This window comes from Nocardiopsis alkaliphila YIM 80379 (assembly GCF_000341005.1).
GTDB classification, from domain to species: Bacteria; Actinomycetota; Actinomycetes; order Streptosporangiales; family Streptosporangiaceae; genus Nocardiopsis; species Nocardiopsis alkaliphila.
In genome coordinates this window covers 1-12,371 of the sequence record NZ_ANBD01000137.1, presented here as the reverse complement: position 1 = coordinate 12,371, position 12,371 = coordinate 1, and the positions used below count along the sequence as shown (strand labels likewise).

Annotated in this window: 13 protein-coding genes, 1 tRNA gene and 2 pseudogenes; 7 read left to right on the top strand and 9 right to left on the bottom strand. The window is 63.5% G+C overall.

All coding sequences use genetic code 11. The features are described 5' to 3' along the window. Positions 1-147 (top strand): annotated as a pseudogene (locus D472_RS29560) (site-specific integrase); the annotation flags it as partial. A 257-nt stretch (positions 148-404) separates the two neighbouring features. On the opposite strand, the gene D472_RS0119440 reads toward D472_RS29560, so the two are convergent. The 7 genes and pseudogenes from D472_RS0119440 to D472_RS0119415 all read right to left on the bottom strand — a co-directional run bounded on the left by D472_RS0119440 (position 405) and on the right by D472_RS0119415 (position 4,903). Further along, complete coding sequence (locus D472_RS0119440) at positions 405-905, bottom strand: hypothetical protein (protein ID WP_017606135.1); 501 nt, start codon at positions 903-905, stop codon at positions 405-407. Between the two features lie 13 nt (positions 906-918). Next, positions 919-1,323: pseudogene (locus D472_RS27785) on the bottom strand (alpha/beta hydrolase); the annotation flags it as partial. A gap of 49 nt (positions 1,324-1,372) precedes the next feature. Beyond that, positions 1,373-1,870: a hypothetical protein gene (locus tag D472_RS0119430; RefSeq protein WP_017606133.1), complete on the bottom strand. Its 498-nt coding sequence runs from the start codon at positions 1,868-1,870 to the stop codon at positions 1,373-1,375. 4 nt (positions 1,871-1,874) lie between these two features. Beyond that, positions 1,875-2,345 carry an alpha/beta hydrolase gene (locus D472_RS0119425; RefSeq protein WP_193373495.1) on the bottom strand — a complete coding sequence of 157 codons (471 nt, stop codon included), beginning with the start codon at positions 2,343-2,345 and terminating at the stop codon, positions 1,875-1,877. Positions 2,346-2,406: 61 nt separating this feature from the next. Beyond that, complete coding sequence (locus tag D472_RS27780) at positions 2,407-2,907, bottom strand: hypothetical protein (RefSeq protein WP_083903534.1); 501 nt, start codon at positions 2,905-2,907, stop codon at positions 2,407-2,409. Positions 2,908-2,920: 13 nt separating this feature from the next. Then, positions 2,921-4,552, bottom strand: coding sequence for an alpha/beta hydrolase (locus D472_RS0119420; RefSeq protein WP_026117877.1), 1,632 nt, complete (start codon positions 4,550-4,552; stop codon positions 2,921-2,923). Positions 4,553-4,576: 24 nt separating this feature from the next. Next, complete coding sequence (locus D472_RS0119415) at positions 4,577-4,903, bottom strand: hypothetical protein (RefSeq protein WP_017606130.1); 327 nt, start codon at positions 4,901-4,903, stop codon at positions 4,577-4,579. Between the two features lie 178 nt (positions 4,904-5,081). On the opposite strand from D472_RS0119415, the gene D472_RS28730 reads away from it, so the two are divergent. From D472_RS28730 to D472_RS0119390, 4 genes are all read left to right on the top strand, one after another. Then, entirely contained in the window at positions 5,082-5,369 is a 288-nt protein-coding gene (locus D472_RS28730; protein ID WP_017606129.1) for a hypothetical protein, read from the top strand. Positions 5,370-5,386: 17 nt separating this feature from the next. Then, positions 5,387-5,986: a hypothetical protein gene (locus D472_RS0119405; protein ID WP_017606128.1), complete on the top strand. Its 600-nt coding sequence runs from the start codon at positions 5,387-5,389 to the stop codon at positions 5,984-5,986. Then, a complete protein-coding gene (locus tag D472_RS0119400; RefSeq protein ID WP_017606127.1) occupies positions 5,983-6,408 on the top strand; it encodes a hypothetical protein in 426 nt (141 codons plus the stop codon). The genes D472_RS0119405 and D472_RS0119400 overlap by 4 nt, the downstream gene beginning before the upstream one ends. Positions 6,409-7,023: 615 nt before the next feature. Continuing rightward, a complete protein-coding gene (locus D472_RS0119390) occupies positions 7,024-8,517 on the top strand; it encodes a tyrosine-type recombinase/integrase (RefSeq protein WP_017606125.1) in 1,494 nt (497 codons plus the stop codon). A 1,112-nt stretch (positions 8,518-9,629) separates the two neighbouring features. On the opposite strand, the gene D472_RS0119375 is transcribed toward D472_RS0119390, so the two are convergent. Beyond that, a tRNA-OTHER gene (locus tag D472_RS0119375) sits at positions 9,630-9,710 on the bottom strand. Positions 9,711-9,986: 276 nt separating this feature from the next. Between D472_RS0119375 and D472_RS0119370 the strand changes: the two genes are divergently transcribed. Further along, on the top strand, positions 9,987-10,394 hold the full coding sequence (locus tag D472_RS0119370) for a hypothetical protein (protein WP_239643010.1): 408 nt from the start codon (positions 9,987-9,989) through the stop codon (positions 10,392-10,394). Positions 10,395-10,605: 211 nt separating this feature from the next. Here the strand turns inward: D472_RS0119370 and D472_RS29555 are convergent, their stop codons facing one another. Beyond that, complete coding sequence (locus D472_RS29555) at positions 10,606-11,145, bottom strand: transposase (protein ID WP_083903533.1); 540 nt, start codon at positions 11,143-11,145, stop codon at positions 10,606-10,608. A gap of 407 nt (positions 11,146-11,552) precedes the next feature. On the opposite strand from D472_RS29555, the gene D472_RS0119355 reads away from it, so the two are divergent. Continuing rightward, a complete protein-coding gene (locus D472_RS0119355) occupies positions 11,553-12,317 on the top strand; it encodes an IS5/IS1182 family transposase (protein ID WP_017606121.1) in 765 nt (254 codons plus the stop codon). Positions 12,318-12,371 lie beyond the last annotated feature (54 nt).

Below are 12,371 nucleotides of genomic sequence, written 5' to 3'. Positions count from 1 at the left end.
GCCGAGCTGGGCCACTCCACCACCCACTTCACCCAGGACACCTACCAGACGGTGTTTCCCGAGGTGGCCAAAGCAGCGGCCGAGGCCACCGCCGCTTTGCTACGCGGAACAACGGCGCCGGTGAGTGGTTTGGTCCCGGTGCGGTAGCCGGTACCGCCGAGCACACCAGGAGACCCACAAGGGCTACCGACCCCAGGTGAGGATACGGGTTCACCCGCCCTGGCCTGGGTTTTCCTCATGTCCGGGGGCGGTGGGCCATCGGATCAAAGGTCCCCTGGTCAAGTGCTTCCAGGGCCTTCGATCCAGTGCTGACACGGGCGCGGGGCACCTTGGGCAAGAGGTATGGGAAGTTGATGACACGTGTGCCCTGCCGGGAGATCGTTCCGAGCCGAACGCATTCACCCTCAGGAGTTCGGTGTGCCCTCGGGCCACACACAAGGGGAACTGGCAGCGAGAGAGAAACTTCCATCATCGCTTATACGCACGGAAACGCTGAAGGCGTCCTCAGCGTGATTAACCGAGATCGATGTCTTCTCTGGTCGTCTGTCCCGCACGACCTCGTAGCCGTTGCTGTTCCAGTACTCGAGTATCAGGTCGACGTTTGTCTCGTTGTCCTCGACCCGCAGTCCGCGAACCCAGAAGGTTTCACTGACCGTGACCCGGTCCCTCGACCCACCGTCTGTAGGGTCGTCACAGGCAGCGAAGAGGGTACCGCGCCTCGTCTCGAGTTCGGCTTCGTCAGGAAGTGCGGTGAGAGTACCGTCGATGTGTTCTTGGACCTTTGTGGCGGCCTCGTCTTGGGTCATGGACTCGTTCATTTCGATGTTGCCATCCTGTGTCGATCCGCACGCACTCAGAGTCAGCCCGAGGGTGACAACGCAGAGCAGTCGCGACGTCAGTGTCATGTTTGTTCCCTCGTCAGTGCCTGCCGGCGATGATTTCGCCCATGTTCTCCAAGGAGGCGGTGTCCTCGTGGAAGTATTCTGAGTGGGCGGCTCCGAGTGGCCAGGGGCCGCCTTCGCTTCCCTTTTTGGACTCGAACACGCTTGCTCCGAAGTCAGGGCTGGTGGGGTCTGCGCCGTGCGTCAGATCGGTGAGGCCGGTGATTCCGTCGTTCTTGGCTGTTGAGGCGTGCACGTTCTCGGGGAGGAAACCGAGTTCGGAGGCGTGCTGGGCGTCTGCTCCAGGGCTGCCCACCAAGACGATCTCGTCGGCGTTGAGGCCGGCCTCGCTCTGTGCGGTGTGTCCGACGACGGTGGAGCCGTAGCTGTGTCCGATGACGGTGTTGTTCGACTGCGTGGTGTTCTCATGGGTGGCGCGAAGGGTGATCGCGCCCGGCTGAGGGGTAATTCCGTGCCGGGCGCATTCACTTTCAGGATTTCGGAGTTCCTTCGGGCCATACGCAAGGAGAAGAGGCGCCGATGGAGAGGCTTCCCTGGTCGCTGACACGCAGGAATGCTGCGAAGGAATCTTCGTCTTCGACCGTAATCGATGACTTTTCTGGGCGTTCGTCCCTCAGTACTTGGTAGCCGTTGTTGATCCAGTAGTCGTAAATTCGTTCGATGTTGGTTTCGTTGTCTTCGATGGGGAGCCCCCGGACCCACAGCCTTTCGCTCACGGTGACCCTGTCCTTCGGTCCGCCGTCTGTGGGGTCGTCACAGGCGGCGAAGAGGGTACCTCGTCGGGTCTCGAGTTCGGCTTCGTCTGGGAGTGAGGACATGATCCCGTCAATGTGTTCTTGGACTTTTTCGGCGGCTTGGTCTTGGGTGATGGTTTCTTTCATTCCTGCCATGTATCCGCATCCGGTGCTGTAGATCGTTAGCATGAGGGCGGCGATGGTGGTGTAGGTGGCGATCTTCAGTCGGCTCATTTTCTTAGTCGCCCTTGTTCTGGCCGGCGATGACCTCGCCCATGTACTCCAGCGAACTGTTACCTTCCCGGAAGTATTCTGAGTGGGCGGCTCCGAGAGGAAATGATCCTCCTTCGCTTCCTTTTTTGGATTCGAACACGGTCGCTCCGAAGTCGGGGCTGGTGGGGTCTGCGCCGTGCGTCAGATCGGTGAGGCTGGTGATTCCGTCGTTCTTCGCTGTTGTGGCGTGCACGTTCGCAGGAGGGAACCGGAGTTCGGACGCGTGCTGAGCGCTCGTACCAGAGTTGCCCACGAGGACGATCTCGTCGGCGTTATCGTCCGCCTCGTTGGCAGTATCCACAAGCCAGTTCGCTCGGCCCATGTGGGTATCGGTGCTCTGCCAGGTGGTCGTGGCATCTGGCGCGAGGGTGGCGTCGTTGTCGGCGGTGTCGGGATTGTCGTTGGACACGGTCGCGGTCGTGAGCGTCTCGGCCATCGTTATCTGCAGTGCAGGGAGTTCCCCGGCCAAGAGCGTGCCCGGCCGGGCGCAATCATCCTCAGGGCTTTGGAGTTCCCTCTGGCCACACGCAAGGGGAAGAGGCGCCAATTGAGAGGCTTCCCTCGTCACTGGCTTGAACGGATACGTTGAAAGCGTCTGTTTCACTTTCTGCAGTCACGAACAGTTCATCTGGGCGTAGATCGTGGATCACACGGTAGCCGTTGCTGACCCAGTAATCGTAAAGCAAATCGACGTTCTGTTCATTGTCCTCTGCGGGAAGCCCAGTTAGCCACTGCCTCTGACTGACCGTGACTCGGTCTTTAGAGCCGCCGTCTGTGGGATCGTCGCAGGAGGCGAAGGCGACCGGTCCGAGGGGTTCGAGTTCAACAGTGTCAGGTAGAGCAGCTACGGCGTCGGTGACGTGTTGTTCGATCTTCTCGGCGGCTTCGTCCTGGGTGATCGTTTCTTCCATGTCTGCTCTCTGTCCGAATCCGGTGTTGCAGCCAGTCAAAACAAGGGCGGCAAAGGTGGCGCATGCCACCGCTTTCCATTGGTTCATAATTTTAGGCGTCCTAGTGTTTTCCAGCGATGACTTCTCCCATGTATTTCAGAGAGAGCGAACCATTCTTAAAGTATTCCGAGTGGGCGGCTCCGAGTGGCCATTGGCCTCCTTCGCTGCCCTCATCGGATTCGAACACGGTTGCTCCGAATTCGGGGCTGGTGGGGTCGGCGCCGTGTGTCAGATCGGTGAGGCCGGTGATTCCGTCGTTCTTCGCTGTTGAGGCGTGTACGTTCTCAGGGAGGAACCCGAGTTCGGACGCGTGCTGGGCGTTCGTGCCGGGGCTGCCTACCAGGACGACCTCGTCGGCGTTGAGGCCGGCCTCGCTCTGAGCGGTGTGTCCGACGACAGTGGAGCCGTAGCTGTGCCCGATGACGGTGTTGTTCGAGCGTGTGGTGTTCTCGTGGGTGGCACGAAGGCCGTCCTGGAACCGGCTCAGCTCATCGACCGCACCCTCGGCGCGCCCGGTTCCAGCCGCCTCGGCGAAGTTGGGAGCGTCGTAGCCGATCCAGCTGATGACGGCATGGTCGCTTCCCTCGCCCGCAGCAGTAGCGGATTGATGCAGTGCCTCAGCTCGATCCATTTGGGCGTCGATGCTTTGCCAGGTGGTGGTGGTGCCTGGGACGAGGGTGGCGACGTTGTCGGCGGTGTCGGGGTTGCCGTTGGACACGATCGCTCGTCCACGACCGTTGGTATCCAAGGCGAGCAGGTACCTGTCGGAGTCCTCCTCTTCCAGGCTTTCCCGGAGATCGAGGAGCGTCTGAAGCTCTTGGTCGAGCGTGTCGTCGTTCGCCATGCTGAGCGCGATCGAGTCGGAACCGTTGCCGCCCCGAGCCGCGGTTTCCTTGGTTCTTTCCTCGTGCTCGGTGATCTCTTCCTCCAACCGGTCGATCTCCTCCTCTAGATGCTCCCGGTTGAGTTGGTCGCGCACGGTGGCGGGGATCCCGTCCAGGTCGCGTAGGAGTTCGGGGTGGTCCTCCATGAGTTGCTGTTGTTCTTCCTCGTCCAAGGCGTGCCACCAGGTGTTGACGGTGGAGGGGTGATCGTCCGGGCTGGGAAGATCGTCGGGGAGCATGCCGGGGTAGGAATCACCGAAGTAGGAGAGTTGGGTGCCGGTCAACAGTCCCGTTTGGGCCATGCGCGCCAAGGCGTCTGCTGAGGGCCCGTTCCGCAGGGAGTCGGAGGCTTCCTCGGCCTGTTCCATCAGGGTGTTCCAGTAACCCCGATGTTCCTCCAAGAGCAGCTCTCTGATTCGAGAGAGGGGTTTGGCCACCGCGAAGGGGTCACCCAGGGCTTCTGCGGATTCAGTGATGGCCGTGTTGAACCTGTCCTCGAGGTTGGTGCGCTTGGCCCGGTAGTCCTCGATGTCCTGGGCCCACTGCTCCAAGGCGGCGGCCCCGTAGGTCAGGTCCCGGAGGGTGTCCTCCCACAGGATGAGTTCGTCGGCGGCGGCCGTGGTGATGTCCCAGGCCACAAGGTCGGTGAACTCACCCGCGCTGCTACGGAACCGACTGTCGGTCTCCTCTGTTTGTCCGGTGAGGGACAAACGCAACTCGACCAGGGCTTCGGCGCCGCTGCGGATGGTGTCGGGGTCGGCGTCGATGTCTCCGGGAAGCCCCAACCCGGATGCGGTTTCAGTCCTCATGTCGGTGCGTCCACTTGGTGAGGGTCAGAAGTTGATGGGGATGTCCAGCAGGTCCAAACCGTCGCGGAACTCGTCCGAGGAATCATGGTCGGTGGCCGCGATCCGCAGGTCGGCGCCTTGCACGTCCTGGGCGAGGTTCACGGAGTTCTGCGCGAGTTGGCTGATGTTGCTGAAGGTTTTGGTCTCAAAGCCCCATACACCGGAGACGACGTAGGAGGAGACGGCCCCTTTGAGTTCGTCGGTGATGTCTTCGAGGATGGGAGCCGCTGAGGTGGTGCGGATGGCCAGTTCCTCGGCCTGTTCGGCCTCGTTCATCGCCTCGATGGGGTTGACGCCGGTGGAAGTGGACATAGGGGTTCCTGCTTGTTCGGGGGTAGGGGAACAAGCGGGACGTTACCGTATGTAGTGGGCGTATTTCAGGGCGAAACAGCGGTTTCGACTGTCCGGAAACGGCCAACGCTCCGCGAGGTCCACCGCCACCTGCACTCACCTCGGCCTGGACATCGAATCTGGTGCCCACGCCACGTGGATGATCCGCGACTACGAGCCGGCCACCGGACGGACGAGCGAGACCACTCTGGTACCCGAGCGCGGTGTCACCGGTTCGCTGGTGCACCAGTACTACACCTACGACGCCGACGGCCAACGCCTGATCCGTGAGGATCCCACCTCCACCACCCTGTACCTACTGGGCATGGAACTGCGTCTGGACAAGGAGCCCCTGGTCCAGGAAGGCACCCGGTTCTACTCCCACGCCGGGCAGATGGTCGCGGTCCCCTCTGTGTCAGGGTCAAGTGGGCCTCCATCGCCCGGCTGAACCTGGAGACCGCGCAGGTGCAGGGCGCCACCGGGCAAGGCCAGGTGCACACCGGGGAAGGCGCCCAGGTCGCGACCGACCTGGCCGGCACCTCGTTGGCGGGCAAGGTGCGGTTGGTGCTCACCTCACCCCCGTACGGGGCCATGACCCACGGCCAGGTGCGCTCCCGTCGGGATGGGGCCCGCGCGGTGGAGAAGTCGGCCTACCGGTACTCCCGGGACCGGGATCGGCGGGCGGCCAACCTGGCCTACCAAAAACCCGCAGTGCTCGCGGATTCGTTCACCCGCATCATGGCCGCCTGCCGTACCCTGCTCGCCCCGGGTGGGGTGGTCGTGGTGACCACCCGCCCCTACCGCAAGAGCGGGGAGTTGATCGATTTCCCCGGCCAGGTCGCCGAAGCCGGGGCGAGGGCCGGGTTGGTACAGATCGACCGATGTGCCGCTTTGCTGTGCGCGGTACGCGACGGGCAGGTCGTCTCGCGCACCTCGTTCTTCCAACTCATCGAAACCCGCCGGTTGCGCAAGGGCCACTGGCCGGTGCACGTGATCCAGCACGAGGACGTGCTGATCTTCACCAACCCCGATCAGGACACCTTGGATGAAAGGGCGGCGGCATGAGCAACCCCGACCACGGTGAGCCCACCACCCCGGAAGAGCCCACCACGGGCTGGGCCCCGGAACCGTTTCTACCCGAATGGAACTTCTTCGCCGCAGCCGCCGGCCCCGAGCTCCGTGAGCGCATCATCGACGACATCCGGGCCTTGGCCGACTTTTTGGAAGAACACCCCAGGCTGCCGATCAGCCCGTACACGAGTGTGGACGTGTCCTACTTCCCGCGCACCGAAAGCGACCAGGTGGCTTTGGCCGAGGTGGCCGAAGCCGGAGCCCGGATGGGGCGAATCCCGGCCTGGGAACGCGATCACTACCTGGTCGAACACACACAGGGCGCGGGTCGGTATCGGGTGGTGGCCATCCCGGCGCGGGTGCGGGCCCGGTACCGGTCGTGGTTGACCTACACCGGACACGTCCGACCGGACTGACCAGCCGGNGGGGCGGACCCGCCGGTTAGGGGTAGGGGCGGCGGGGCGGTGTGGGGCCACCAGCGCCCCCACACCGCCCCGAACCCCCGGTCCTGCTACCCAAGGGCGGGCCCAGGGGCTGGGGCCCCACGTGGGAGCGTTGGCGGCCCTGATCAGTGAAAACGACAAACCACCCGTATCGGGTGGTGGTTCGGGGTGGAGGGAAAATCCGGTGGGCTTGTTGGTCAATCCGCTTGCACTTCTCGGCGAGGTCGAGCGTGGATGCGTGGTGCCCCGCACGGCGCGGGGTCGCGCACCGCAAACGTGCAGATCAGAGGTGGTGGGGAGGTGGGTCAGGTGAGGTTGGATGTGCCGGTCAGTTTGGATGAGGTGGGTTCGTTGCCGGTGGTGTTGGACCCGGTTGCGGCCGGGCGGATGCTCGGTTTGGGTCGCACCACCACTTACCGGCTCCTGAGGGAAGGGGCCTTTCCAGTGCCGGCCTATCGGGCCGGCAGGTCCTGGAAGGTCCCCACCTCGGGGGTCCTGGCCCATCTCGGTTTGCAGATGCCTTCCACCTCGGGTGGATGTGCACGGTGTGGTGCGCGCGGTGACCACCACAAGGAGGGGGAGTCGTAGATGGCTTCTCACCAGGGACGAGTGTTCAAACGCTGCGGATGTCGGGACGAGAACTCCGGTCGGGCGCTGGGGGTGCGGTGTCCGAAGTTGCGCCGTCAGGGCGGGGCGTTCAACCCCCGCCACGGCGACTGGGGCTACCAACTCGAACTGCCCCGCACCGCTGAGGGGAAGCGTCGGCAGGCCCGCCGCACCGGGCTGGACAGCCAGGACCAGGCCTGGGAGGTGTTGGATCACCTCAAAGCCTTGCTGGAGTTGGCCGAGGGGGAAGGCGGGGTGGAGGTGCAGATCGCGGACCTGATCCAGAACGCACTCAAGGCCCGCACCCGGTTTCCTTCGGTCGAGGAGGTGCGCAAACGGTTGGGCACCGGGGCCGATGTGCGCAAAGAAGCCCCCACCGTGGGGGCCTACCTGAAGGCGTGGATCAAGGCCAAGCCCGACCTGGCCGAAGGTACCCGGGCCTCCTACCAGGGCCACATCCGCAAATATCTGATCCCGTACTTGGGCAAGGTGCGGTTGGACCGGCTCACCTCACGCCAGGTCGAGGCGATGTTCGACGCGATCGAAGCCGCCAACGAACACATCCTGGAATGCCGGGAATCCGACGATGCGAAGGTACGAGCCTCGGTCCGTAACCAGCGGGTGATCTCGCTGTCGACCAAGCACCGTATCCGCGCCACGCTGCGTAGCGCCCTGTCGGAGGCGGTACGTAACCCCGAAGAGGTGGTGAACATCAACGCCGCTTCCCACGCGAGGTTGCCCTCGTGTGCGAGGAAGAAGCCGTTGGTGTGGACCCCGGGCCGGGTCCGTCAGTGGGAGAAGGACGGCACGGTGCCGGGGGAGGTGATGGTGTGGACACCCGAGCAGACCCGCACCTTCCTCACCCACGCCCGCAAGTATGTGTGGTTGCACCCGCTGTTCCACCTGATCGCCGTCAAAGGATTGCGCCGAGGCGAAGCGGTCGGCCTGCCCTGGTCCAACACCCGCCTCACCGACGCTGAGGCCGATATCCGCACCCAGGTAGTGCAACTGTCCTGGCAAACCTTCACCTCCACTCCCAAGAGCGAGGCGGGTCAGCGCACCATCACCTTGGATGCCGACACAGTCAAGGTGTTGCGGTCCTGGAAGAAGTTCCAAAACCAAGCCCGCCTGAAGGCCGGAGAAGACTGGAAAGACTCGGGGTTGGTGTTCACCCGACAAGACGGGCAGGGGTGGCACCCCTCGCACGTCAGTGACTGGTTCGCCCGCATCGCACGCGCGGCCGGGTTGCCGCCGATCACGTTGCACGGGCTCCGACACGGGGCCGCCTCGATGGCTCTGGCAGCGGGAACGGACGTGAAGGTGGTCTCGGCCGAGCTGGGCCACTCCACCACCCACTTCACCCAGGACACCTACCAAACGGTGTTCCCCGAAGTAGCCAAAGCAGCGGCCGAAGCCACCGCCGCCCTGCTGCGCGGAACAACGGCGCCGGTGAGTGGTTTGGTCCCGGCGCGGTAGCCGGTACCGCCGAGCACACCAGGAGCCCCGCAGGGCTTCTGGCCCCAGGTGAGGATACGGGTTCACCCGACCTGGCCTGGGGTTTCCTCATGTCCGGGGCCGGCGGGCCATCGGATCAAAGGTCCTATGGCCCTAGCTGTATTTTTGTGATCTCAGTCACTTTATTTTCCTTGAGTGATATTCGGATGGGGATTCAACGAGCTTGGGGTTAGACTACGAAAGATTTCGTAGTCTAACCCCAAGCTCTTTGCTTTCCCTATCCGCGCTTGGTGGCCCTGGTTTCAAGGGGTGCGCGGCAAATTTCACTTCGATACATTGAGGCGCACAGGCCAAACAGGTGTCTGTGCGCTTTTTGCGTGAGTGGGCGCGGCTTGCTTGCATGCTCGAAGCGACTGGATGCAAAAGAGTGGTGACACTTGGAAGCGTGTCACCACTCTTTCACAAGAACACTCTGCTTAAGGCAGGGACGTTCCCCCTGGATCTGTTGCAGCAGGTCCAGTCCAGTGGAAGTACCGTCGAGGAGGCAACTCGTTGAAAGAAGACTCGGATGGCACAGCCAAGGAAGACGCTACCCTCGCTTCAGGAGGTGCGTCAATCTACCGAGCGGGCAGGCAGATGAGATTCGGTGCTGGCTCAAACCGGGTGGTGGTAAGCCTGTTGGCAGGTTTGGGGGTTCTGCAGTTCTTGTCGGCGTGGGTAGCGCTTGCCGTGATCGCTGTGATTTTCCTTCTGGGGCTGGTTTGGATTGTAACTCCGCCGGATCGAGACAAGCTTGCTTGGTGGCAGGCGATGTTCAGCTTCATTGAATCTTGCTGGCAGCGAATCTTGTGGAGGGGCGCCCTCAGGAAGGGCTGAGTGCACGACCAAGGTGGGGTCCGGGGTGCAGATTGCTCTCGAGCAGCTCGACGGCGCGTGGTGGGCGACATCAGGCGAGCACGAGAACATGCTCAGGTGAAGCCTCTACGGTCACAGAACGGCAAAGTGCTCCGCGAGGTCGACCCCCACCTGCACTCACCTTGTACTGGGGAGCACACCAGGAGCACACAAGCCCCGAAAACACGACGAGGACCTCGTTCGAGGTCCTCGCTTACCCCATTTGACCTGGGGTTTTGTGGCGCACCCGGCAGGATTCGAACCTGCGACCGTCGGATTAGAAGTCCGATTTTTTCGTGCCTGTACGTGCCACGGGGTGCCGTTTCGTCCCAATCCATCCGATCACTGCTGTCGTTTCGTGTCAAGGGGTACCGTCTTCTGACGTCCCGGTCCAGAACTACGGAGCACAAACGGAGCACGCACGCTCTGTCTGCGGCGTCCGATGGCACCTCGCGAGGTACTCGTCCGTCGTCTGTCTGTCGAGTCACGTACTCAAACGTCGTCTTGCCTCAGCTTGTGCGCCAGCGTCTCCGGGCCCTTGAGCTGGCCCTGACTGCGCGGTGGAGTGTCGCTGCGGTATCGCACACTGGGTGACCATGACGACCGAACCCGTGCTCCGCTGCGTACGCGACTACTACTGGGGCTGTATCTACTGCGAGGATGTTGAAGGCTACGACGGGGATGACGACCATCTCTCCGGCGACGGCCCGTTCTTCGCCGTGGACGGGCATGTCGCCATCCAGGTGGCCAACAGCCGCATAGTGGATCCGCAAGACGCCGACGTCGAACTGAACGTGTACGTCCACGCTGTTCCCCTGGCCTCGTCCGACTACGCGTCCGTGATCGTTCTGCCTTCCGGGGTTCTCTCGATCGGTGACGCAGACGGCTTCGACGAGATCTCCCTCCGCCCTGGGCGCTGGTTGATGCAGGTCGACCTGGAGCCCCGTCGACCAGAGGAAGCCCGGTGGGTGAAGATCCATTTGTCTCCTGCAGATCCGCAGTAGATGAGGAGCCTTGTTCGAGCTCTGGTGTGTGCCGGGATCGCCTCCCGTCACTCGAGGTACCGGAACACGGTCATCTGTAAGCGGACCAGTGGCCGGTAGTATCCCCGGTCTGCAGGGTGGTGAGGCCGGTGGTACCACTGGGCGCGCAGGCCGAGGTTGGTGTTCAGGACCGGCAAGACGCTGGTGACGAGCTTGAGTTCGTGTACCTGCCTCAGTACAGGAAAGCCCGGCCAGTCCAGCACGTCGTCCACACTCGGTGACGAGCGGGATGTGGGGGCGGTGGGTAGTCCTGGCCTTGTCCCGGTCTTGGACAGACGCGGCCATCACGCACACCAACAGCCACAACCCCAGGGCGTCGGCGACGATGAATCTCTTGCGGCCGTTGACCTTCTTGCACGCGGCATAGCTCCGGAGCCCCTGGCCTATGGTGTTGGCGCCCTTCGTGCTCTGGGAGTCGATGATCCCGCCGAGAGCTCGCCCCCACGTCCGTGCGCGGTGCGCAGTCAGCGGCGCAAAGCGGACATGATCTGCTCGATGACCTTGGTGTCCTCAGTGGGAGAAGCACCAGTACACGCCTCTGCCAGGGCGGGAAGTCCACGGGCAGGTGCTGCCAGGAGCAGCCGGTACGCACCACGTACAAGATTGCGTCCACCACGCCGCGGCGGGGGTGCTTTTCGGGACGGCCACCGGTGTCGGCCGGTGGGAGCAGTGCCCACTCAGGGCCCACAGGGAGGGGTAGGCCGGTCGTCATGGCATAGCGTCATGCTCGCGGCCTGGCGGGAGCAGTGTAGGGGCGAAGCGCCCGGACTGTTACCCCTTCTCAAGCACGATCTAAACTGAAAACCCACAGCAGCGGGTCTCGGGGTGCCCCGGGGATCCGCTGCTCTTCCCCCACTCAGAAACGCAACGTGCATGCGCAGGAGGCCCCGTGTCAAGCCGCACGAGAACTTTTGACCCCAGCTTCAAGTTCCCTGTAAAGCCTGCTCCCCCCAAACCGCTGCAAATTCCGGCTTCCTATCAAAATTTCAGTGAGCCTTTTTCATCCTGAAGGTGCAGGTCACAGCCCCGTACCGGTCTCCCCGAACCCCTTCTGAACAGCAAGAAGCCCCTGGTAGGTGGGTTAACAACCACGAAAACCTGCCACACCAAGGGCTCTGCATGCTGTTCTACCGCTCCGCGCTGCCGTTGTCACGCCGCACCCTGAACCTGACCGCCCACACCATCCGCACCCACCGCGCCCGCACCGGGTCCCGGTGGCGGCGCCTGGACCCGGCACAACAAGCCCTGCTCGTCCTGGCCCACCTGCACAAGGGTGAGCCCTTCGCCCAGGTCGCAGCCGGTTTCGGTGTCGGTACCGCGACCGCCTGGCGATATGTCCGCGAGACCACGGCCCTGCTCGCCGAGCAGGCGCCCACCCTGGACCAGGGGCTGCGCCGCGCCCGCCGCAAGGGCTGGGCGTACGTGATCGTCGACGGGACCCTCATCGCCTGTGACCGGGTGGCGGCCGACCGGCCCTTCTACTCCGGCAAGCACAAACGGCACGGCATGAACATCCAGGTCGTGGCCGCCCCCGACGGTGAACCGCTGTGGACCTCCTGGTCCCTGCCTGGGGCGGTGCACGACACCCGGGCTGCCCGGGTATGGAAGATCGCCGAGCGCATCGAGGCGGCCGGGCTCCTCGGGCTGGGCGACAAGGGCTACGTCGGGCTGTCGGAGGCGGTGTTCTGCCCGTTCAAAGGCCGCGGCAAGCCGCAGTGGAAGAAGGCCGCCAACTCCGAGCACGCCAAGCTCCGCTCGCCGGGTGAGCGCACGATCGCCCAGCTCAAGCAGTGGGACGTCCTGCGCCGCCTGCGCTGCTGCCCGCAGCGGGCCGGCCAGATCACCCGTGCTGTGCTGGTCCTTCAGCTCCGAGAAGCAAGATGAAAAAGGCTCAGTGTCTTGAACTGAGCTTCGCTGTAAGGGTTGTCGTTGCTGACC